The organism is Cohnella sp. LGH (assembly GCF_017671885.1).
In the GTDB taxonomy this organism is placed as follows: Bacteria; Bacillota; Bacilli; order Paenibacillales; family Paenibacillaceae; genus Cohnella; species Cohnella phaseoli.
Genome location: NZ_CP072117.1, coordinates 1,370,435 through 1,393,337 on the forward strand (window position 1 = coordinate 1,370,435; position 22,903 = coordinate 1,393,337).

Annotated in this window: 18 protein-coding genes; all 18 read right to left on the reverse strand. The window is 50.3% G+C overall.

The window, feature by feature from the left end:
* Positions 1-53: 53 nt before the first annotated feature.
* The 18 genes from J4772_RS05385 to J4772_RS05470 all read right to left on the reverse strand — a co-directional run bounded on the left by J4772_RS05385 (position 54) and on the right by J4772_RS05470 (position 22,836).
* Positions 54-758 (reverse strand): tyrosine-protein phosphatase, encoded by a 705-nt coding sequence (locus J4772_RS05385; RefSeq protein WP_209074442.1) that lies wholly within the window; start codon positions 756-758, stop codon positions 54-56.
* Positions 759-785: 27 nt separating this feature from the next.
* Positions 786-1,766 (reverse strand): LacI family DNA-binding transcriptional regulator, encoded by a 981-nt coding sequence (locus J4772_RS05390; RefSeq protein ID WP_209074443.1) that lies wholly within the window; start codon positions 1,764-1,766, stop codon positions 786-788.
* 272 nt (positions 1,767-2,038) lie between these two features.
* Positions 2,039-4,207, reverse strand: coding sequence for a glycosyl hydrolase family 28-related protein (locus J4772_RS05395; RefSeq protein WP_209074444.1), 2,169 nt, complete (start codon positions 4,205-4,207; stop codon positions 2,039-2,041).
* Positions 4,208-4,233: 26 nt separating this feature from the next.
* Positions 4,234-5,001 carry a twin-arginine translocase subunit TatC gene (tatC, locus tag J4772_RS05400; RefSeq protein WP_209074445.1) on the reverse strand — a complete coding sequence of 256 codons (768 nt, stop codon included), beginning with the start codon at positions 4,999-5,001 and terminating at the stop codon, positions 4,234-4,236.
* Between the two features lie 45 nt (positions 5,002-5,046).
* Positions 5,047-5,241: a twin-arginine translocase TatA/TatE family subunit gene (gene tatA / locus J4772_RS05405; RefSeq protein WP_116058527.1), complete on the reverse strand. Its 195-nt coding sequence runs from the start codon at positions 5,239-5,241 to the stop codon at positions 5,047-5,049.
* A 51-nt stretch (positions 5,242-5,292) separates the two neighbouring features.
* A complete protein-coding gene (locus J4772_RS05410) occupies positions 5,293-7,656 on the reverse strand; it encodes a hypothetical protein (RefSeq protein WP_209074446.1) in 2,364 nt (787 codons plus the stop codon).
* An 18-nt stretch (positions 7,657-7,674) separates the two neighbouring features.
* A complete protein-coding gene (locus tag J4772_RS05415) occupies positions 7,675-8,697 on the reverse strand; it encodes a Gfo/Idh/MocA family protein (RefSeq protein WP_209074447.1) in 1,023 nt (340 codons plus the stop codon).
* A gap of 15 nt (positions 8,698-8,712) precedes the next feature.
* Positions 8,713-9,678: a Gfo/Idh/MocA family protein gene (locus tag J4772_RS05420; protein WP_209074448.1), complete on the reverse strand. Its 966-nt coding sequence runs from the start codon at positions 9,676-9,678 to the stop codon at positions 8,713-8,715.
* Positions 9,679-9,711: 33 nt separating this feature from the next.
* Positions 9,712-10,575: a sugar phosphate isomerase/epimerase family protein gene (locus J4772_RS05425; protein ID WP_209074449.1), complete on the reverse strand. Its 864-nt coding sequence runs from the start codon at positions 10,573-10,575 to the stop codon at positions 9,712-9,714.
* Positions 10,576-10,615: 40 nt separating this feature from the next.
* Positions 10,616-11,638 (reverse strand): carbohydrate ABC transporter permease, encoded by a 1,023-nt coding sequence (locus J4772_RS05430; RefSeq protein WP_209074450.1) that lies wholly within the window; start codon positions 11,636-11,638, stop codon positions 10,616-10,618.
* Positions 11,635-12,561 carry a carbohydrate ABC transporter permease gene (locus tag J4772_RS05435; protein ID WP_247741027.1) on the reverse strand — a complete coding sequence of 309 codons (927 nt, stop codon included), beginning with the start codon at positions 12,559-12,561 and terminating at the stop codon, positions 11,635-11,637. The genes J4772_RS05430 and J4772_RS05435 overlap by 4 nt, the downstream gene beginning before the upstream one ends.
* Positions 12,558-14,843, reverse strand: a complete 2,286-nt coding sequence (locus tag J4772_RS05440; RefSeq protein ID WP_209074451.1) for a DUF5696 domain-containing protein — start codon at positions 14,841-14,843, stop codon at positions 12,558-12,560. Before J4772_RS05440 ends, J4772_RS05435 begins: the two co-directional genes overlap by 4 nt.
* Positions 14,833-16,959: a YIP1 family protein gene (locus J4772_RS05445; protein WP_209074452.1), complete on the reverse strand. Its 2,127-nt coding sequence runs from the start codon at positions 16,957-16,959 to the stop codon at positions 14,833-14,835. Before J4772_RS05445 ends, J4772_RS05440 begins: the two co-directional genes overlap by 11 nt.
* A 12-nt stretch (positions 16,960-16,971) precedes the next feature.
* Positions 16,972-17,832, reverse strand: a complete 861-nt coding sequence (locus tag J4772_RS05450) for a carbohydrate ABC transporter permease (protein WP_209074453.1) — start codon at positions 17,830-17,832, stop codon at positions 16,972-16,974.
* On the reverse strand, positions 17,825-18,763 hold the full coding sequence (locus J4772_RS05455; protein WP_209074454.1) for a carbohydrate ABC transporter permease: 939 nt from the start codon (positions 18,761-18,763) through the stop codon (positions 17,825-17,827). Before J4772_RS05455 ends, J4772_RS05450 begins: the two co-directional genes overlap by 8 nt.
* On the reverse strand, positions 18,760-20,955 hold the full coding sequence (locus J4772_RS05460; protein ID WP_209074455.1) for an extracellular solute-binding protein: 2,196 nt from the start codon (positions 20,953-20,955) through the stop codon (positions 18,760-18,762). Before J4772_RS05460 ends, J4772_RS05455 begins: the two co-directional genes overlap by 4 nt.
* Positions 20,942-21,724 (reverse strand): carbohydrate-binding protein, encoded by a 783-nt coding sequence (locus J4772_RS05465; protein WP_209074456.1) that lies wholly within the window; start codon positions 21,722-21,724, stop codon positions 20,942-20,944. The genes J4772_RS05460 and J4772_RS05465 overlap by 14 nt, the downstream gene beginning before the upstream one ends.
* Positions 21,718-22,836 carry an ABC transporter ATP-binding protein gene (locus J4772_RS05470; RefSeq protein ID WP_209074457.1) on the reverse strand — a complete coding sequence of 373 codons (1,119 nt, stop codon included), beginning with the start codon at positions 22,834-22,836 and terminating at the stop codon, positions 21,718-21,720. Before J4772_RS05470 ends, J4772_RS05465 begins: the two co-directional genes overlap by 7 nt.
* Positions 22,837-22,903: the final 67 nt, after the last annotated feature.

Genomic DNA, 22,903 nt, shown 5'->3' on the forward strand with positions numbered 1-22,903 from the left:
AAAATAGTTATAATGCAATTATTTCGATATGTCAATCGGTTGACATATTAAAATTAAGCGTTTTCTACGAATCTATTCCGGATGAAATCCAGCTTCTTCTTTTCAATTCCAATAGATTCCAAATATGTCGTCGGAGAACCGTAAGTTTCCCGGATGTACGCGAGGAACTGGTGCATATTGCTATAATGCGATCCGGTCAAATCATCGGAGAATGCGGCAATATAGGTACGGCTCACCTCATAATCGGCGACAATGTCCGCGTCGTCAACACCGGCAAGCGAGAGCAGGAACATAACGGCGATCCCCGTGCGATCTTTGCCGACAGCACAATGGATTAGCCCTGCCCCTTCTTTTACCTCGGCAATTGCCTCGAACAGATCGCGCAGCTTATCCGAGCATTCGCTCAGCACCTGGATGTACATATTGACAAGGGATTGCGTATCCTTCTCCCCGTGATTGACGGCCAGCTGCTCCGGCGCCAGCTTGCTGAAAAGCGATATCGAACGGCTTACGGCGTCGTCGCCGAGATCGGCGTCCGGCATTTGCATGTACTCGTTCTCATATCTTAAATCAATAACCGTGCGAATGCCGAGCGCCTTCAACCGCTCCACTTCTTCCGACGTCGCCCGATGCAAATTGCCCGAGCGATAAAATACGCCGTACCGGGTCATTCCTCCGTCTTCTGTCGGATAGCCGCCCAAATCCCTAAAATTCGCGATATTGTGAAAAGCAATGCGCCTAACAGGTTTGCTATTCAATTGTCATTACCCCATTCTGTATTTTATCTAGGTTGTTTGTCTAACCTTCAGTTCATTCGGCAATATATTGACACAGTCCACCGGTTCATGATTGATCTGCTTCATCAACAGATCAAAGGCCAGCTCGGCGATTTCGCGGATGGGCTGCCGTACCGTCGACAACGGCGGAGCGGTCACTGCCGAAAAAGCAATGCCGTCGTAGCCGACGACTTTGATTTGCGAGGGCACCTTTTTGTCAAGCTGATGACAGATCTTCAGAATATGCGCCGCAATCACGTCGCTGCTGGCAAAGATGCCGTCGATATCCGGATATTTGGAGAACAACTCCATAATAATCCCTTCGTAATTGTCGGGATTAAAGCCGTAATCGTCCGTTTCCAGGACCGTATACCAAACCCCATGCTTCTTCGCCGCGTCCACAAAGGCATCGTGCCGTCTATTGGAGAGCATAGGCAGCTTGAGACTGCCCGTAATCATCGCAATTTTTCGGCAGCCCTTCCCGATAAGCAGCTCGGTAGCTATACGTCCGCCCTCATAGTTGTCCGAGCTGACATAAGGAATTTGGTCGCTGATCGCCCGGTCGAACGTTACGAGCGGCAGCGCGATTTTGGAAAACTCCGCGACATTGATCGTCTGGCTGCCCATCAGTATCCCTTCGACCTGATTTGCCTTCAAATAATTTAAATACATTAATTCCTTATCTCTATTATGCTGGGAATTGCACAGCACGACCTTGTATTGGTGCCGGTAGGCATAATCCTCCAGATGACTGCACAGTTCGGCGAAAAACGGATGAGCAACGGTCGGAATAATGATGCCGATCATGTTGCTTTTTTTGCGAAACAACGTTCTGGCGACTTCATTCGGCTGATAATTCAGCTCAACCATCGCCTGCTCGATCTTCTCGCGCAAGCTATCGCTAATGTATCCTCTATTGTTCAGAACTCTCGATACGGTGGAAACATTGACGCCTACCTTTTTGGCAATATCCTTAATTGTCGCCGGCAATCGCAGGTTCCTCCTTTCTACACAAAATTGCGCAATATAACAGAGCCCATACTACCATAATCGTCAGTGGATGGAAAGGGAGCGATCGGGCGCGGATATGGAATGTACCCGGCAAGAAAGGGGCGCACCGTAAACAGAGTTGCTTGAGAGGATCGATAAACAAATGGGATTTGGAGGAGGTATCCGAATTCGAACCGTTCATTTAGAGGATGGGAAAACATCTTTTTTCTATCCAAAGATGTTTTCCCATCCCTTTATCTACACTCATTCTTTCAAGCTAGTATCGCGCCGTACTGTTTCCATGTACCTGGTGTACCTAATGTCGTACAGATATATCCCGAATAGCCGCCTGCGGTGACGTTTTGGATCGTTATGCGATCGCCGACGGCCCATTTCCCCGCCGTAGGAGGCGAATCGGAGCCTTCGACGACAAGGTTGGCCGGATAATAAGTTCCCTTGATTTGATCCACGTTTACATCGATAAATTTCATACCGACGCCATTCGATGAAGCTACGATGTAAGGATTATTTACCGTTCCGGTAAAGACGTACGATCCTTCCCCCGGATTGCCTATTATCGTATCTTGAACGATGAGTTGGTCGATCTCGTTTAATAGATTTGCAACGTAGAAGAAATAAGCCGTGTTGTAATTACGAATCACGTTGCCGTTAAAGTTCGTAAGGCCCCCCATTCCCGTCTCGATCGCGATGGCGATACCGTTAATTTTGTTTCCTTCGATGTGAAGCTCGTCCAATCTCATAGCCGTGATGGCGGTTCCCGACTTGACGGGAGAATAGATGGTATTGCCGGTAATATACAACTTCCCTGTTCCCCAGTCTTGAGCCAACGATTTGGTATATTGTATGGCGGTAGAAATTTTCTTCGACCGAATTTGATTATTGGTCACATGGATAAATGAAGCGGATGCCTTTTCCTCGCTGTTGGTCGTATCCTTTAAGTAGATCAGTTCAGCGATTGGCTCTACGCCCGTCGGATTTCTGTCATTAACGATCGTATTGCCCTCGATTCGAATCGTATAAGGCGCAATGTACGCATTCGTATCCCATTCCAAGCAAATCATTTGATTATTAGGCTCATTTAAGTCTAGTACCTGGTTATTATTCTGATTCAAATAGTTCACCGCAAAATCAAAGGTGTTGTTCACAATCGATACATTGGATCCGTTTAGAATTTTAACGCCGTTCATAAACATTTCCTTAAATACGTTATCCGCTATATGAATATACTCGCAATCGAAATTCGATAAAAATCCGTAATAGGTTGGCAAAGACTGCTGACCGCCCACGGTAGTGATTCCGCCATCTCGCTTGCCATCGACAATATTGCCTACGACCGAAACGCCCCTGGCATTAACGGCAATTGCCGCATACGCAGCGCCCCGGATCGTATTGCCAACGATCGCGATGTTAGAATTTCTGGCCGGCGCCTCATCCAAATCGCATGCGATAGCTCTGCCGCCCATATCGCTTAATACGTTGTTCGCGACAGTCACATTTTCCACATGCGTTCCGCCTGGCGTATCATCCTCACCGTACCAATTATCGAAACAAATCCCATTCATCGACTTCTCTAAATAGTTATTCGTAACCACGACATCTTTGCATTTGGATACGTAAACATTGCCTGAACCTAATCCGTTATAAGTAAAATAGCAATTGGTTATGACCACGTTCCTGCATCCGTAGACTGCGAGCGTAACGCCCTGACCTTCCATGACCCCGCGAACCGGAAAAGGATTGCCAACGCCGTATACTCCCTCAATCCAGAGGTTATCGATTGTAACATTCACTTTGTCCTTCGCGGATATTAGGTTTACGCCGTCCGGATTCGTCGACATAAATATTTTGGAGGCCCGGGTGCCTTCGATGCGGGAATTATCCTGCAAAAACACATAATCCGTTATTCTGTAGGAGGAAGGGGAGAAATAAAGGTGAGAATACGAATCAATCGCCAATTGAATGGCCGCCGTGTCGTCCGTCGTACCGTCGCCTTTCGCCCCGAACCATTTGACATGGGCAGGTCCGTCAAAAATCCGCCTGAATCTGGCGCCCGAAGTCGATACGAGGATGATCCCTGTATTGTCTGCAGAAGTCGTATCGGTATTATCGTAATAAAAAGGACCTTCCTGTTCGCGATCTTTCACATAATAGACATGATCGATTTCCGGTGATGTTAGCGCTCTCAACTGCGCGATCGTAACCATCTTGCAGCAATCTGCTAATTCCTCGCTGCTCCTGTCCTCCATTGCACGTACGGTCGGCAGATTTCCCCCTAACGATCCCAAGAGCCATGCGCCTGCCGTGACCGCGCCTACCGCTCCAATCCCGCCTAGCAATTTCCTTCTGCTAATTAATTCCCCTCCTGTACCCTGACTCCCCTCTTGTTCGAATAACCGTTGATCCTGATTGTCTTCTCTCATCTAACATCCTCCTTATTGTTCATATTTCAATTTGCATTCATTGGCGCTGCATTAATCTCTCCAATAACCGAGTGCTGCTTACGATGCACCATAATGGAGAGCAGCACGCTGAATTCGAACAAAACGATTAACGGAATAATAACGAGAAAATCCGAAACGATATCCGGAGGCGTAATAATCGTTGCAATCACGACCAAGACCAAATAGGCGATTCGCCTGAATTTCTTTAGCGTCTTGGGGTTCAACAACTTTATTCGCGTCAAGAACATAACCATAATCGGCAATTCAAACAACAGGGAGATAGGCAGCAAAAGATTAAACATGAAGCTCAAATATTGGCCTATCCCGTAGGTTTCTTGCAGCCCCATCTCTTTTGATAAACGGGATGCGAAGTAAAACGCCATCGGAAACACGATATAATAGGCAAAAGCCAATCCCAGCACAAAGAAAATCACTCCGAAGGGAATGTATTTCATGGTTGCTTTCTGCTCCGAACGGTGCAGGCCGGGCTTCACGAATGCCCATACGTGATACATAATGATTGGCAAGGATACGATCAGCCCAATGAGCAGGGCGAATTTCATCCATATCCCGATCGCGTCCCAAGGTGAAAATGCGTTCATCTTCATCCCGTTGGCCGGGGGTTTAGCCAGCAGAAATTGAAGCATAGGTTTGGCTAAAAACATTCCCCCGATCACAGTTAGGGTAAAGCAAGCGCATATCCAGATCAGACGCCTGCGCAATTCATTCATATGCGCCAACAAAGTTAAGGTTTTTTTCTCAATACCCGGCATCTTGATGAACTCGCTCCCCTCTCCATCGTACGAAAAGGAACCCTGCTATTTCTCAATTTGCGGTATTTCTTTGCTCTCAGACTTAAGTTCATTGTCCGATGCAAGATCCTTGGCACCGTTCTTAAACTCCTTCAGCGTTCGGCCGAATGCCTTTCCCAATTCGGGCAATTTACTTGGACCGAACAAAAGCAAGGCCACGAAGATGATGATGATCAAACCTGTCGTCCCAATTCCCGCCATGAAGCTTCCTCCTTTCCCATTGAATATCCGGTTTTCAGCGATCAAACGCGATCATTGGGGCATCACCGCCTTTCCCGACAGCGCCACCTTAAAATTCAGTTCTCGACAGGGAGCGGTCAAACCCAGCGCATTCGCGCTCAGGCTTCCGCTCCACTCCGCTGCCTGACCATCCATGCTTAACGCTTCTACCGCTTGTATGACGTACTCGTCTTTCGTAAATAGATTTATGATCATTTCCTTGATTCCGGCAGGCAGGTGAAGCTCCACGTCAATCGAAAGCTGCGAACTTCTTTCCACGCGAAACGAAAGTTCTCCGTAAAATGTAGCCATTCCTCTGACTTGCACGGCTTTGCCCACATCCAACCAATCCGCAGGAATACAGGGCAGAAGATGAAGCTTGTTCCCCTCCAATACATAGAGGGAGTTCAATATCATCTCCATGATCCGGCCATTCCCGCTGCCGTTCGGCTGCCACGGAGACAGCCATTGTAATTGCGGGCTAAATCGTTCATGCACGTGCATCGTATCCAGCGTCGTGGAAAAAGCCATCGACGCATAGAAATAGCGCAGTGCTTTTTCCCGCTCGCCCCGTAAGCTCCAGACACGGTGCCATATCTTTTCCGTATTGTTCACGTAATACAGATCAATTGGCGCCCCGGCCCAAGCCTGCTGCAGCTCACCCAGCTCCGCATCCTCCATCTCCGGCAGCTTAACGGCAAACAAATCGCTCATGGCATAGCGCTTACGCATCACGTATTCGATCTCCGGGACGATCTCGTCAGAAGCATCGATAAGTCCCGTGTCCATTAAATAAGTCGGGCCGTCAATCGCATATACGGCTGCCCTGACATCGGGTCTCGTGTACGCTTCGTTGGATATCCACCTAACGTGCCCCTCCTCGGGCAATTCGTAGGTCGCTTGCTGCACAGAAGCTAGGATGCATTGCTTGTAATCGTTAGCCTCGGCTATATACTGGGCGGCAGCCGGATGGTCGATGTCGGCCAAAGCCGCAGCCATAAGGTCCAAGCCCTGCCACGTCGCCGCATTTGATAAGAAGAAATAGCCTCTATCCGGCCAATCATGCACGCGACCCTTGGGCAGCAAACCGTAGTGGGCCACTTTCGTGCCGTCTGCTTCGTACGTTTTTGTGGCATTGCGCTCTTTACTGACCCAGTCGCAGGCTTTAAGAATGATGGACAGATTGGCTTCCAACCACTCCCGATCTTTGGTCATCGAATAATAATCCGCCAGCAAGCCTAGCACCGAGCCCGTCTCGCACATCCAGAAAATATGCGCGCGGAACGAACCTTCTGGCGACAGGATTTCCCCCTCCGGGCCGATACTGCCGGCTTGCGTGCTTAAGAAGTATTGCATCGTATTCTTGACGGTATCCGTAGCGCCTAACCGGCTAAGTATCCGTAAATAGTTGGACACTTCCCACGTGTACACGACCGTATAGTCATTAAAGCCCCCTTGCCCCGGAAGAGCCGATCCGTCGTTCTGCTGGGCGATCAGCTGCAGAGTATTCGTCTTGGCCGTATCGAATATCGACTGAATCACCTGTTCAGGAACTTGAATGCCTGCCAATCCCGATAAGGCATTTCTCCAGATTTCCTGGCTTTGCCGAATCGCGGATGGCTCATCGAGGAAGCGGTCATTCCCGCTTGCTTCCGGATTGCCCCTCTTGTGAACAAACGTGTCGAAAATCTCGATCTGGATTTGCTTGGTCTCGCCTGGAGCGAGATGCATTTGGAATTGGAGGACGTTCCGGTAATCGCCGGCTTCCGCTGCATACTCCACGTAGGAGGTCGGATCTGCTTTGTAACGAAGGATCGTTTCACCCTCCCCACCGATCAAGCAACCGGACGTTTCGTTGATCGCACGCTGCGCTAAAGGCATTCCGCTAAACCAAGCCTCAGTCCGACTTTCGTAGGGCACGTAGTCCTCGTTCACATGGCGATAGAAATCGCGATGGCTAGCCTCGACGTTCAGGAAGTACCACTCGCCTGTTCTCGCTTGTGTCGGGTGTAGGTTCGTTACCGTCAAAAATTGATAGATGCGCAGGCCTCCATCCGAAGCTTTTAACGTTAAGCTGGTCAGGTTGTGGTCAAAATCCGCTTGCTTGATCGATGCATGCAGAATTGGCTCCTGGGGCGACAATAGCGCTTGTTCGACGTTCCGATAATCGAAAAACCGCGGCTTTGTTCCCTGCTCCTCGCCGATAAAGAAACCATGCCCTCGTCGTAAATCTCCTCTGCGGCCAAGTGCATCCTTGATCAACAAAGTGAAATCCGGCCGAACTTCAACCAAAGTGTCCGACAGGGGAGGATGAATATAGATGCGTTTGGATCGAGTTCGCGGAAACAAGCCTGAAATGCGGTTCCAATTGGGTTCGGTTTGACGGGATTCTATCATTTCTTTATGCAGCTCCTTCTACGATCTAACCAGCGGCAAGGAAACTTTCCGTCCGCTCGCTAGGGATTCGTCAATGGCGAAACACGCCTCCATCGTTTGCATCGCATCGAAAAAATCGCAGCGCGACCGGGTTTTCCCTCGAAGCGATTGCATGAAATCGTCGATTTCTTCAGCGAAAGGGTGATGCGAAACGTCCCCGCTGTCCGGCAGAATCGTCGGGATTGTCGCGTATTCCGTCTGCCCCGGCAGCTTGTGGCTAAACAGTTGGTTGTTCATAATGGCGCCTTTCTCGCCGAGCAGGTGAATGTTGAACTTGTACGTCGTCTTGCATTCCAGCGATGACGACACTTTGCCGATCCCGCCATTTCGCAGCTTGAATATGGCAATCGCGTTCGAATCGAATTCGTATTCCGAATCCGCCCAGGTCCGGCAGCCGTACGCGGTCACTTCTTCGATTTCTCCTGCGAAGTAGCGGACGGCATCGACCGCATGACAGCCGGCCGACAGCATGCTGCTGCCACCGAGTTCCTTCGTCCTGCTCCATCGATACTGCGGATAATGCGGGCCGATGTTGTGCCAGTAATCGATCTGCGCCATGAATACCCGGCCGATCGCATCGTCTTGGATCAGTGCTTTCGTGTTGTTGAAGGAGGGGTTCCACCTCAAGACAAAGCCGGCGACCGTATGCACCGGATTTGCTTCAAGCGCCTCCGCTATTGCCCATAAGCCTTCCCGATTCATGGCCAGCGGCTTTTCGAAGACGATGTGCTTACCTTGACGCGCGGCCAGCACCGCTTGCTCCGGACGGATGCCGGGCGTAGAACAAAGAACGACGGCATCCACCTGCGGATCCGCTACCGCATCCTCGTAACGTTCGAAGATTCGCGCATTTAGGCCTAGCTCGGCAAGCCGTTGCTGAGCATACGCGTGATGGGCGCTGACGACGGCATAAACCTCCGCATCTTGGCGGGCATGTATCGCTTTCAAATATTCGCCCGCCACCCAACCGGTTCCCACTACCGCAAATCGCAAAATAGACATCGTAACTCCTCCTCGTTAAGGGTTAATCCGATTTTGTTCGGATTTGATTGCGGCCAAGGTAACCTCCAACGTCCGAAGCGCATCGGCATAGTCGCATAAGATCAAGCTCGGATTGCCTGACTTCACGGCGTCGACCAACGTTCTGCACTGCTCATAGCCGGGGTCTCGCGCAGCCGTTACCGTCAAGTTCTGCTCATTGTCGATCAGCGTTAACTGGCTGCCGTTCTGACTCAAATGGACGAAGAAATCGGGTCCGAAAAACTTAATGTCCGACGCGGCATGGAACGGCGACAAACAGGATTCCGTGAGCGAACCTACGGCCCCGCTGTCCATCACGAAGTTCATCGCTCCGGCATCGGGAATCGTACTATCCGGCTCGATCCGATCGAAGGACACGCGACCGAATGACGCTTGCACCTCGCGAATTCCGCCGCCGACATAACGAATCATATCGACCTGATGGGTGGCGGTATCTACCAAATGTCCGCCTGACCTATCGAGCTGCTTCCACCACTTGGCTGGATGTGATCCGCCTATCCGGACGCCTTGAATGAGATGAGGGCGTCTTCCCTGCAAATAGCGCTTCGCTTGCTGAACCGTATCGTAATAGCGCAGCACATAACCAACCGCATGGATAATTCCCGTCTCGCGGATGATCTTCTCTTTCTGCCGAACCACCTCCGCGTCAACTCCAAGCGGCTTCTCGACGAAGAACGGAATTCCCCGGCGGGCCGCAACGATCTCCAAGTCTCCCCTGGCAAACTGCGGCGTACAAATGAAGACAAGATCGATTCGCTGTTTATCCAGCACGTGATCCGCACTGTCCATGATCTGGGCCCCGGTCGCTTCGGCTGCCCGCCTAGCGTTGTCCGCATTCGGATCGAACAGGCTCACAATCTCTGTATCTTCCATTTTCTTAAGCACGCGAATATGGTCTTGGGCAATGCCGCCCACGCCGATAAATCCGATTCTGATCCTCATCTCTAGCTCCATCCCTCTCTTAATCCACTAAGTTTATACTTCCGCCCAAATCCGCTTCAGATTGTCCAGCCCCACTCTAGTGCCAGTCAGGCTATCCTCCATGCCTTCGAATTCCAATGACAAGTAGCCGTCATAACCGGAAGACTTGATTATGCGCAAGATTTCCCTTACGTTGACGTCTCCATTGCCCAAAATAGCGCCCCGAAGAGCGTTGCCTCCCACGGATTGGCCCCACCCTTCTCCATAATCGAAGCCTGACGGACGCACGTAGAAATCTTTGACATGAACCATCGATGCGTACGGCGCGTTTCGCTTGCAAGCTTCGACCGGATCTTCGTCCACGCACATAAAATTGGCGATATCCAACGTCGTTCTGAAATTAGACCGATCGACATGGCGAAGCAGTCGTTCCACCCGTTCGCTTGCCTGAACATAGTGGCCGTGATTTTCTACGCTTGTTGTTATGCCGTATTGCAAGGCATAATCGGCAATCCGGCGACACGCATCCGCCATTCGATCCAGATCGGCAGCGAAATAAGACTCCGTCATTTCCCCAGCAGGGCGGAACGCCACATCGTGACGCATCAGCTTCGCGCCGAGCCGTTCGGCGATATCGACATGCTTCAAGACGCGCGCGATTTCAGTCTCGCAAGCCCGTTCATCCCCCGCGACGAAGTTGGCTGTGATCGCATAGTTGGAGATGTCCAGCATCAATTCCTCCGCCTTGCCGCGAATGGCATCGATAAGCTCTATGTTGTTTTCCAAGTCGTACCCCGCAGGAACAATCTCGACATGCTCGCCGCCTTGATCGGCTATCCATTGGATGACGTCCAGCACGCTCATCTGCCTGGATGCAATTTTATCTACCAAACTATAAGTGCTTACACCCGACTTCATTCCCGCATCTCCTCCTCGTTCTTCCAATCATCCTCTTCCCTCACTCCACAATACCCGTACGTTCAATGCCTTCGACAAAATATCTTTGCGCGAACATATATAGGATTAGAGGCGGAGCAACAATCAAGAAAGCTGCCGCCATCGTAATCGACTCGTTCAAGCTGAAATAACTTCCGCCCATCGAAGAACCCGTAGCGGCAGCCGCATTCAAGTTCCCCTGCAGGAACTGCATGCTTTGGGCCAACAAAGTGAAATCTCCGTTTTTCAAATACAGGGCCGGCTCATAATAATCGTTCCAATGCCAGACGAAGGAAAACAGGAAGACGATCAGCAGAGCGGGTCTGGCCAAAGGCAGCATAATTCGCCAGAACGTCTTTAGCGGACCCGCTCCGTCCATACGGGCGGATTCTTCCAGCTCCTTCGGCAAAGTCGCGAAAAACTGGCGAAAAATCACAATAAATATCGCGCCCTTCAACCCTTGCGCAAACAGACCGGGAATGAGCAGGGGCAGCGGCGTATTCAGCCAACCCAGCTTGGAATAAAGCACATATAGCGGAATCGACAACGTCTGCGGCGGGATCAGAAAGGTCATCAATACGATAAAGAAGAAGATAGACTTTCCCGGAATCTTCATTCTGGCAAAGGCATAACCCGTGATCGCGCACGACCCCATTTGCAAGAGCGAAGCGGCGATCGATATCCATCCCGTCTGCACGATGGACTTCCAATAATGCAAGCCGATGATAGCCGAGGCGTAATTGGACCACTCCAGCTTGCTCGGAATCCACTGAATCATCGGGTTCACGAGATCGGTTCCTTGCTTCAAGGAAGTCGTCAGCATATAGACGACGGGGTTCAGATACAGCAACGCGGCTGCGGATAGGATGATGTAGATCGCCAGTTTGAATAGCCATCCGTCATTAAAATGCCTTCCGAATATCAGCATGCGACCTTTCTGCATGCGCGCGCTTGACCTCAGCCTAATGCGCCAATCCGCCAAACGCTGTATGGTCGAATGTCCCGTTTTTCTTTTCTCGGTAGCCGGCATCTGCCCAGTGTTCATCTCGTCACCTCCGTTCTTTTGCTTTGACGTCTAGCAATAAACACAAGTACTAATATGGGCAACATCATAAACGCAAAGTAAATCCATCCTAGAGCGCTTGCATAACCGTATCCTGTATTAGCATCCGTCGTGTTTTTCAGAATATGACTTAGAATCGGATTAAACGGGTTAGAGGACTGCTCCACCAACGTATAAATGAGATTCAAAATAATAAACGGAGCAATGGCGGGAAACGTAATTTTCCAAAAGGATTCCCAGGGCGTCGCCCCATCGATCTGCGCTGCCTCATAAGTCGTTCTGGGAATGGTCTGGAATGCCGCCAAAAACAAGATGATTTGCACCCCGGAGAACCAGAGAATAATGACGAACTTACTCAATAAGTCCATAACCGTTCCGGCGGCGGTTAACGGCAGCACATCATAAATGATATCCGCCAGATTGTATCTCTCTACTAGAGGCAATGAGCCCTGGCCTTGATTGAACAATTCGAGCAGCACCTGCCCGGAAGCGAAAATAACAGGCAAGAAAAAAACGGCTCGGAACAGCATTCTCCCCTTGAACTTCTGGTTTAGCAGGATGGAGATCAGAAGAGCGAATAGGACGGTAATGGGCACGACCAGCATCACTTCGCGCATAAAGAGAAACATTTCGATCGGAAAGACGTTATCGACGACAAACGCATGTTTATAATTGTCCATCCCTACGAAATCGTATTTCAACCCTGATCCGTCATTTTTGACGCCTACTTTTTGAAAGCTGATAAAGAAGGAGTAAATGAGCGGGTAGGCGACGAACATCACGATCCCCATCATCCAAGGCAGGAGGAATAGATAGCCGCGCAAAGCCTCCTTAAACGACTGCAGTCTTTTTTGTCGCGCGTGTTCTTCTTTGGTCATTACGGAACCCGTATTCATTCGGCTCATTTTCCCCCCTCCTCCGCAACTTGGTAGAACATAGGCTCAATCGTAAAGCCCTCACCCTGATAGGGGAATTCATTGTAGTTCACCCGAACTTTTCGCCCATTCTCGTAGGAGGTCTCAAATACGCCCTCGGCCAGCTTTTGATGTCCGGTAATGAAGCTATCCCTGACTCCCGTCTTCGATAACGCCTCGTATTCGGCCAAAATTTGTTGTTCAAGCACTTCATATTGGGAACTGAACAAATTTTCGTACGATGTCCTCTTGAGCAACCGCGGATCCTCGTAAGTCAGCGTAAACCGTGGAACCGCCCCATATTCGATATCCCGCAAAAATTGTACGGCTTGATCTTCTCTCAGATTAGCCGGGCCTGAAGAATAGGGTACTAGGCCATGTACGGCTATCGGATAAAACGGGACCTGCTCATCCACGATCAGATCGAAATTATATTCAAGGGGAAAGTCGAACATATGATCCACGTGACCCAATAAATAGTCGAACCCTCCCGATACCTTGACATTTCCTAACGCTTGGCGAACGGTATCCGTCATCCGAAGGGAATAAGCGAGGGATTGCTCCCTACTGATCTTACGGTTCGGATGAAAGTCGCTATTCAGATCGGTCCCCATGTTAAGCAGATTGACGCTCTCAACCCCGAGTCCCTTCCAATTCTCGATCAGGTCAGGCAAGTATTTCTGTACATTTCTTACCGGACTGATCTTGTAAATGATTTCGTCTGCGGCGTTCTTATAGATTAGCGGAGTGCCTACAATGGATTGAATCCCATCCGAGTCGGGAGAAAACCCATTATTCCGCGAGCTGGAAGCCGAGTCCAGACGATCGTTAAGATTTACTTGAATGCCTTGCACACGCAAGTCCGCTATTAGATTCCGAAGCCCCTCTTTTCCTCCCGCCTTCCCTTCAATCGGGAATCGCTTCGGCAAGTTTCCCGGATCTCCGCCGCTCTGCCAGCCTGCCAATCCGACTTCGACGTTGGTAACGCCTTGACTAACAAGGCTTTGAACGATTTCCTCCACCTGCTTGAACGTCGTTGCGACCCTCAGCTTCTCGCCCAGTGGATTAGATTCGCCTGCGCCTATGACGAACTGAAGCTGCAATGGCGACTGCTTGACATTCGAATTGAGCCTCTCTATTTTTCGGTGCGACATCAAGTAGTCCCGGTAGGCTTGTGCCATTCCCACATAGTCCGCATCCTTCTGATCGAGGAAAATATAGCGAACCGAAACGGCTTCGTATGGCTTCGTTTTCTCATAAGATAGGATACTCGATGTTAGACCTGTCGGCTGATTGTACATTCGCCGGTACACGAATTTCGCATGCGTTTCGTTGAATTGCGTTGAGATACCGGCCGGCGTTGCTATGATGTTCGCTCTGGCGGCCCCTTCCTCGATAACGGCAACATACCCCCCCTGCCCCGAATTGAGGCCGAATACCGGATAGGAAACGGACGTTCTTCTCGTTGAAGGAGTATTGACGGGAATCGACCAGTCATATCCGTACACCGGGTAATTATAGGCATTCATTAGGTCGAGACCTTCTTTATTAAAGCGGATCAAGCCGCCCGGACCGTCCGGTACCAGCAAATAACCTTCGGTTCCATTCAGGGTTGCCCCCATAAACGGAAGGAGATGAAGCTCCATCAACAAGCTCTCTTTCGTTTCTAATATCCCTAGTTCCGGGATACGGGCAACCAATTGATCGTCTTCCAGACGGTATTCGACGTAAAACTGGAAGCCGAGCTCCTCGACAACGTACATCAAGGCTACACCTTCGTCGATGCTTTGCCATTTTACGGTAGTCGGAAATTCTTTCAGATTGGTATCTTTGATTAATGTCCGCTCGGCGTTGAAGTAACTCAGAACGAGGGGAGACTCCAGATGAGAGCGCCATAGTCCTTTGGTTGTATCCTTCGCCAAAGCTGCCGAATCCGGATTGCTGCGCCACATCTTTCCGTTGCTCTTATCCTCGACGGCTACTTGCCCACTCTTCGGATCGAACCATAGAGCTGTCTTCTTATGCTCATACGCTTTGAACCATGGCACGCCATCGAAGTTACGGGACTCTCCTTTAGGCAAATCCGCTGTCACGTCCAAGCCGGAGAAAAAGGCCGCGGCATCCGCCTCGTCATGAATGTCCGGATTTAAGGCAACCGATGCGGGACGGTTCATCCACCAGACCGTTCCGACGACGATCAGAAGGACGGCCAGCGCCGCAATCCCTTTTTTCCAATATTTCCGATCGAATATCTTCTTCGCTTTATCGAACACGTAACCACACCTCCCGCCCAAAACCAGCTACGAAGTCGGTCGCCTGATAGATCAATCCGATCAGAACGAAACCGAATACCCATAGGCAAAGAAACGTGACAACAGAGACCGACATCATGCCGATTGCTTCTTTCAAATTGTAATTATGCGCATTCTGGGTACCGACAAAGATCAGGATCAACACCCATATTACAATCACATAATTAGCCGCAGTGTAAAAAATGCCCTCTTGCAAAGTCAGCACGTTAGACAACCATTGAATCGGTAAAATAAATAGAATATACGGCGCCAACGCGTAGCTGTTCACGACAAATACTTTGCCGAACGAGCCTTCGCCGCGCATGACCGATCCCGTCAAATAATTGGCGATGATCCAGGACAGCCAGGGCAGGAAGTATTTCATTGCCTCCATAGTCAAATTCAAGGTCTCAAACCGCTGGGCGGCGAACAGCATGCTTACGACCGCTTTGCCGGCAATGAGGAGAATAAACCCGAGTACGACGAAGAACAGTGCGAATCGCCATCTTACCTGCGTCGAAACGGCTATGTCGTACATCCCGTTCATCGGATGCCTCAGCATGCCGAGCATCATCTTCCACGGCTCTGCCAAATTTCGCGCCCGATACGCCCATCGCCTATTTTCCTGCGGAAGGATTTGCGACGAGTCCTCGCTATGATCACGAATAAGCCTACGTTTCTTGCGACTTCGGATGATTCTCCGATAAAGGAAAAAGCCGATAAGAGCACTAGCCAGCACCGTCATTCCTGTACCGAAATACCGCAGCAGGAAATTCATTCGCACCTGCCAGAACGATTCCGAATAGCCTTCCTTATCCTTCGCTTGTTCGAAATACGTCATAGCCTGTTCGTAATCCCCGGTTTTGAACTTAGCTTTGGCTATGCCCAAGTAGGCCCTGTCGTACATCCCGTTCAGGCGATGGATTTCTTCCCACAGTTCCCGGGCCTCTTCGTACTTTCCCTGGTTATCCATATACGAGGCCTGATGGACCAGTTCTCCGAAATGCGTGCGTTTCATGATTTGGATGCGATTCTGTTCCCCGTCGGCGATATATAAGGTGCCTTGTGAGTCCGCAACGATGCTCGTCACCCGTTTGAACATCCCCAGCCGCTGCTCCGAGCCGACGGAAGCCGTTCCGAATACGAACAGTAGCTCGCCGTATTTATCATACTGATATATTTTTCCCTCGGTCGTTTCCGCCGCCGACATAACCCCATGGGAATCCACGTGTACATCTTGAAAAGAAAACTTGTCCAGAGGCTTCACCCAAGGCGCGAAATTACGATTCATCAGAAGATCGACTCCGCCGAAATTAAGGCGCTTCAACTGACCGCTCTTCAAGTCTTTGTTAACCGTGAACATAAAGCCTTGGGCGTCAAGAGTGACATTCGTAACCGCACCCGGCAAGCGCGATAGCTCTTCCTTCAGCTGCTCCTCGGTGAAAAATTTTCTCTTCAAGCTGTCCAACCAACTGGTCGGAACTTTATTAGCCCCGTAGAAACCCGCGAAGGATCCATCGGGAGCCAACTGCAACAGCCCCTGATATCCGCCTTTCGTAACCATGTAAATATAACCGCGCTGATCGACGACCACTTTCAGCGGAGCATACACGAACGTTGCCGGCAGCAGCTCGGAAGACGGGGCAAGCAGCTCTTGCATGTACCTCCCATCGCGGTCGAAGATGGCGATTCTGCGGCTTCCGGTATCCGCCACATAAATGACGCCATCATCCGTTACGAATACGCCCTCCGGCTTCCGCAGCTTTGCTTTGGGATCCTGGTCAGTCGGATCAGGAATTGTTCTAACCTCATGTCCTTCCAGGTCAAGCTGTACGATGCGGTTATTTCCCGTGTCCGCGACATACAATTCGTCCCTCGAAGTCATGAATAAATCCTCCGGATGGTTAAGGCCTCCCCACACTCCTTTCGGAACGAAGGCATTAGGCGTTCTTATCCAGTTGTTCGCATCGCTTGAATAGGTCGTATAGGGCAGCTCGGCATAAACGGGCCGATCCGCTCCCTGGAGAAGAACGACTCCCAAGACTGCCGCTATCCCAATTCTTATCAATTGCCTGAGCGTCTTGCTGCTTATAAGCATCGTTCCACTCCTCTATTTGATGCCCGAATGAGCCATCGTATTCAGCACTCTGCGTTGGAATAGCAGGAAGACGACCAAATTCGGAACGAACATTATCAATCCCGCTGCAGCGGCAACCCCTTGGCCGACCACGTTGTTAGCCAACCCGTTCGTTAACGTCAACGTGTAATAAGGAAGGGTTTTCATGGATTCGGTGAAGGTGAATAGCGCCGACGTTTCCGTCTGCGACCATGACCCTTGGAACGCGAGTATCCCGATGGTAGCAACCGCCGGCATGCAGATCGGCAGCGCAATTCGAAAAAATACGACGAATTCCTTCGCCCCGTCGATTTTCGCGGCTTCGATCAGCTCGTTAGGGATTTGATCCATAAACTGCTTCATCAAGAAAACGCCAACGGGCGCGGCAAGAAGCGGCAGCACATGAACCAAATAGGTATCCATAATCCCCAGATTAGCGATAACCAAATACCGCGGAATAGCTACCGTCTCAGGAGCAAACATAAGGGCAATAATCGTAAAGGAAAAAAAGAGTTCACGGCCTATGAACCGTTGTTTGGCAAACGCGTAAGCCGCCATCGAGCTGACGAAAATCGTTCCCGCTACCGTAAGTACGGTCGTCAGCACGCTGTTGAACAAGTAACGGGAAAACGGGATAACCGTCGTCTGCGATTTCAGGATCAGCTGTTGAAAATTGAACAACGTCGGTTGATTGGACCAAAATCTGGGCGGATACAGAAATAATTCGCTAATCGGTTTAAACGCATGATTGATAATAAACACGATCGGCAGCAGCATGAACAGCGCCAACACAGTGAGCCCCAGCATGGTAAACGCTTGAAACGGATCGAGCTTTCTCAGCACCACCTTATTCATCTCCCTTCGCGGCGAATAACCGGAAAGACAGCCTGGAGGTTCCGTAGACGAGAAGAAGCAGCACGACGGACAACGCAGACGAGTATCCAAGCTCGTATCGGATAAACGCGTAGTCTTCAATATGGTTGGTTATGAGATGACCGGAGTATTGCGGCGTTATCGGCGAACCGGCCAACAAGGCACCGATCGATCCCGCCTTCAGCGTCCCGACAACCGACATGATCGCTCCGAACAACATCTGCGGTTTGATGGACGGAATCGTAATATAATAAATTTCCTGGAGCCTGTTCGAAATTCCGTCGATTGCGCCCGCCTCGTACAATTCGGTATTAACGGTCTGCAGGCCGGCCAGCATAGCCAGGAATCCTACGCCCATGCTTGCCCACAAGGAAACGACGATCATAATGTTCATGAAATATTGCGGATCCTGAAGCCATAATTGCGGCTCCCTCACGATACCGGCCGACAGCAGGAAGTTATTCAAGTAGCCGATTCGGTCGCCATTGAAGATGACCAGCCATACGACCGACATGGCAACGCCTGCGGATAAGGAAGGCGTGTAAATGGCTATGGTGAATAGATCGCGAATCCGCTTGGGAAGCTGATGAATTAACCATGCCAGTAAAAAAGAAAGCGCATACCCTAAAGGACCGACGATAATCGCAAACTTGAACGTGTTCGGAATTGCATTTTGCAGAAAGATGCGGTCCTGCGTCAAAATGGCCAAAAAGTTATCCCATCCAAGGAAGGTCGGCCTAGAAATGGCATCGAACGAGAAGAACGCCAATCCGTTCGCCAATACGATGGGAACAACGATAAAGACCGTGAAACAGACCATAAAAGGAGCGATGAAAAGATAGGAAACCCGCTGCTTCCATAGCGTAGCAAGAATCGCCTGCCGCCCTCGTTTGATTGATAATCCGGAATTCATGGGGTTCCTCCTTTCCACGGTTGAGTAATCTGCGGAATATCAAGCGTACGCAGCACTTCGCCCTCTCTGTTCCTCAGCCCGAACTCGACCTGCTTCCGCATCAATTCCCGATTGATATCGATAACCGCTTGTTCCATGACGACGCGCGGATTTTGCCGTTCCAGCACGACTTTGTTCCAAGCGATTTCCAGATGCCTGCCCGTAAAATACCCGCCTGGAAGCTGAGGAATTTCTTTGTACCACTGGAGCTGCTCGCTTATCGTCTTTAGGTCTTGCTCCGGCCAAGGCAGGAGTTGGAAGGCTTCCCGATTCGCCGTATTCCAACGATACTCCGGTCCGTACAACGCTTCGATGTCATTTCCAAAGCGAAGCTGGGTGTCCGTGGAAGTCCACCATTTCAGAAACTCCCAAGCTTCTTGCTGTTTCTTGGACTTCTGAAAGATAACGCCGGACTGCAGAGCTCCGCCCGACCATCGAACAATCGTCCCGTCTGCCTGTTTAACGCCGGGGATCGGAGCGATCTTCCATCGTCCCGCAAGCTCGGGGGCTGCGAACTGAACTTGCAGATAGGCATTGAAGTCAACGACGCCAATCGGGATATCGCCAATTCGGAAGTGACTATAGAAACTTGGCACCTCCTTCGGCATTTGATACAAATTGAACATATCCGTCCACTGCTCGAAGCCTTCCAGTGCTTCTTCGCTGTCCAGCGCGGAGCTCAATCCGTCAGCCGTGTAGTAGGATGCGCCATGCTGATACAGGAACGGCAATCCGTCTTTAGGCGGAATGTAGAAATCGAATCCGTTCTGCTGGAGCGTCGGCAGCATCCGCAAGACATCTTCCCATGTATCCGGGGGAGTTAAGCCCAATTGATCCATGATATCCGTGCGATAAAGCAGAACATTGAAGCCTTGTATTTCGGGCAATGCATAATCTTTCTTATCGTAATGAAATACCGATAACGCCCCGGGTTGGAAACGCTTGGCGACCTCGTCATAATCGAAAAATTGGGACAAGTCCGTCAATGCTCCGCGCGTGGCAAAGTCGATCGGCATAGCCGCATCGACGCCCAACGCCACATCGGGTTGTTTGCCCGATAGATTGCCCAGAATAAACAGCTGCGGATCAGGCACGATATTGATATTAACCGGGATGCCGGTTTTGGCCGTGAACTCTTCATCCGTCAATTGTTGAATCACGTTAACGTAATCCCGATTTCGATTAACCCAGACGTCAATCGCATCGGGATTGTCGCGTACATTATCGGAATCGTTCGTAAAGGATCGAAAGAATCCTCCCAGCAAATGCCCTACACGTTGCGACCAATTGGATTTGATCTTGGGAAGCTGCGCGCCGGGCTCGGCAATCCAGAGATAATCCAGCAACAGCGGCTGATCGAGCATACGAAACGTCCACGTCCCCAAATTGTTCTGTATCGTCGCGAATAGATTCAAGCGATTCGGAATCGTTCGCGGATGATCCCGCAAATCAGCCAAATCCCTGGCAGCCGCGTTAAACGCATTCTCGATATCCGATCGCCCCACGGTTACATCGGCAAGCATGCCCGACAAATAGGATAAATCCTCAATAATGGCCGTCATTTGCTCGTGGAGACCTGGAATGTATTTCTCCAAATCCCAATCTCGATTAAGGTCCGTATTTCCCCCTGTACGATAAGATTTCTCGAAGTTGCCCGTAATCTTTCGTATCGTCTGTTCCAACTTGCCAATCTTCTGCAAGTTGCGCAGCAGCCCTTCGTAAACCGGCATAACCGGAGAGGAACTAACCGTCATTCTGATCGTATGCTTCCCTTGCGTCAGACGAATCGGCAAGGGCTGATCCTCTTCATCCGACAGCGTCAATCCGTCCCAGCTCCATGATGAATTGTAAGGGAAGCCGACCTGCTGCAGCTCCTTGAACGGGGACTTGCCATCGATCGTAATGTTCCTGTAAGCATAAGCATTATTGGAGTATGCCTGTAAATATTTAAAGCCGATATGGTAAATGCCGTCTTTAGGCACATTGAATTCCCACTCTATCCATTCCCCGCTTCTGCGGAATTGGTCGCCTCCGATCGTGTTGTAACGAATATGGCCATCCGCTGCCGGAGAGATCAGTGAGCTATCCGTCGATTGCAATTGAATCGACGTATTCGATTTCAGCGAAACTTGCTCGGCTTCAATTTTCTGCATCCATTCGCCTGACGCTGGCGTTACTGCTTCGGATTGATCCTTTTCCTGAGTTGGAGAATTTTGAACTTACTGGATCCTGAGGCGATGCGACATAGAGTGCCTGCAGTTTTATGGCATCCCGACCGGATACAACCCGAATCGTGTGCGTTCCCTGAGTGAAATACCATTTCAAGGGTCTCGGGTCAACCGAATAGTCGGTGAGCAAAACGTTTTTCCAGCCTTTCTCCTCAACGGAAGTGGGTCTCCGATCGTTATCGAATTCATCTCTTACCGGTGGATAAACGCTGTCCGAATAATGCCGTTTAAGTACGATACGTTGGGCCTCGACATAAGGAGATACTCCGTCGACCTGAATTCCAAGCCCTAAATCGGTCTTATGATCGTCGGCGCTATCGTAGATCAACCCTATGTTGTAATAGCCATTCTCCGGCAGATCCACCTTCCATTCGATCCAACCTTCTCCTCCCTTTGATAACCAGCCTGCGTCATCCGCCAAAGGTTCGTATTTCTGCGAATCGGACATGGCCGAATTGTCGTCTGCATGCAGAAAGAGAGGCTGATTCAGCAAGCTTGAATTCTTTGCACCCGATGGCGGAAACGCTAGCCATTGCAAATAGGTAGGCATTCCGTCGGCTTGCTCAATCGGCAGCGATTTGGGTTCCTTGTGAGGGTCCCCTCTCACGGTCTGCATAGGTGTTGGACTAGTAAACGAGAATAGGAGAATGACAGACAATAACGCGGCTTTCTGGTATTTCCAACGCTTCAGCATATTAAAGCCTCCGAGTGTTTATCGAAGAAAAGCGCCCGATTCATATCAATGCCAACGTCGATCTTTTCTCCCTCTTCAAATCGGGAATTCGGATCGACGCGCACGACGATTCTCTGCTCTTTGTTGTTTGTATATAGAAAAGTATCCGAGCCTAACAATTCCTTGATTTCAATAACGGCTTCGAATACGTTCAACTGCAGTTCGAGCTTCGCCAAATCTTCATTCCGATAGAGCAGGTTTTCCGCCCGAATGCCAAGAACGATCGGCTTGCCGATAAATCCGTTGTCGCGGAGGAATTCGCTTTTATCCTCCGGTACGCTCAACCTATGTTTGCGAGTTTCAAAGAAACAAAGCCCATCGCGAATCCGAACCGTTCCTTCTATGAAATTCATTTGCGGCGATCCGATAAAGCCGGCCACGAACAGATTCGCAGGCCTTTTGTAAATTTCCTCCGGCTTGGCTACCTGCTGAATAACCCCGTCTTTCATCGCGACGATTCGTGTTCCCATCGTCATCGCCTCTACTTGATCATGCGTAACGTATACCGTCGTCGTACGCAGCCTGCGATATAACTTGCCGATTTCTTCACGCATTTGAATACGAAGCTTCGCATCCAAATTCGACAAGGGTTCGTCCATGAGGAATACTTCAGGTTCGCGGACAATGGCCCGTCCCAAGGCAACGCGTTGTCGTTGTCCGCCCGACATTTGCTTCGGCAGCTTATGCAGCTGCGATTCGATATCCAATACTTTGGCGGCGCGGTTCACGCGCTCGTGAATTTCGGCTTTCGGCAGCTTGCTCAATCTGAGGCTGAAAGCTATGTTCTCGTATACGGTCATATGCGGATAAAGCGCGTAGTTCTGGAAGACCATGGCGATATTGCGATCCTTGGAAGAGATATAATTGACGATCCTGTCGCCGATATAAATATTTCCTTCCGTTATATCCTCCAAGCCGGCCAACATCCGGAGCAAGGTGGACTTGCCGCAGCCCGAAGGACCGACAAGCACCAGAAACTCGCCGTCTTCAATTTCCAGGTGAAAGTCTTTAACAGCTACCCGCTTCTCCCCGGCGTATTGTTTATGAATGTGTTGAAACAATACTCTTGCCACGGTTGCTACCCCCTTATGCTTCGTCAAGCTCCGGATTTACCCGGAGCTTGAACGTTATCTTCGCCGC

Excerpts from the sequence above, each read along its gene's own strand:
- J4772_RS05395 (WP_209074444.1), bottom strand. The coding sequence starts at position 4,207 with ATGAGAGAAGACAATCAGGATCAACGGTTATTCGAACAAGAGGGGAGT.
- tatC (WP_209074445.1), bottom strand. The coding sequence starts at position 5,001 with ATGCCGGGTATTGAGAAAAAAACCTTAACTTTGTTGGCGCATATGAAT.
- tatA (WP_116058527.1), bottom strand. The coding sequence starts at position 5,241 with ATGGCGGGAATTGGGACGACAGGTTTGATCATCATCATCTTCGTGGCC.
- J4772_RS05410 (WP_209074446.1), bottom strand. The coding sequence starts at position 7,656 with ATGATAGAATCCCGTCAAACCGAACCCAATTGGAACCGCATTTCAGGC.
- J4772_RS05415 (WP_209074447.1), bottom strand. The coding sequence starts at position 8,697 with ATGTCTATTTTGCGATTTGCGGTAGTGGGAACCGGTTGGGTGGCGGGC.
- J4772_RS05420 (WP_209074448.1), bottom strand. The coding sequence starts at position 9,678 with ATGAGGATCAGAATCGGATTTATCGGCGTGGGCGGCATTGCCCAAGAC.
- J4772_RS05425 (WP_209074449.1), bottom strand. The coding sequence starts at position 10,575 with ATGAAGTCGGGTGTAAGCACTTATAGTTTGGTAGATAAAATTGCATCC.
- J4772_RS05430 (WP_209074450.1), bottom strand. The coding sequence starts at position 11,638 with ATGAACACTGGGCAGATGCCGGCTACCGAGAAAAGAAAAACGGGACAT.
- J4772_RS05435 (WP_247741027.1), bottom strand. The coding sequence starts at position 12,561 with ATGAGCCGAATGAATACGGGTTCCGTAATGACCAAAGAAGAACACGCG.
- J4772_RS05445 (WP_209074452.1), bottom strand. The coding sequence starts at position 16,959 with ATGCTTATAAGCAGCAAGACGCTCAGGCAATTGATAAGAATTGGGATA.
- J4772_RS05450 (WP_209074453.1), bottom strand. The coding sequence starts at position 17,832 with ATGAATAAGGTGGTGCTGAGAAAGCTCGATCCGTTTCAAGCGTTTACC.
- J4772_RS05455 (WP_209074454.1), bottom strand. The coding sequence starts at position 18,763 with ATGAATTCCGGATTATCAATCAAACGAGGGCGGCAGGCGATTCTTGCT.
- J4772_RS05460 (WP_209074455.1), bottom strand. The coding sequence starts at position 20,955 with ATGCAGAAAATTGAAGCCGAGCAAGTTTCGCTGAAATCGAATACGTCG.
- J4772_RS05465 (WP_209074456.1), bottom strand. The coding sequence starts at position 21,724 with ATGCTGAAGCGTTGGAAATACCAGAAAGCCGCGTTATTGTCTGTCATT.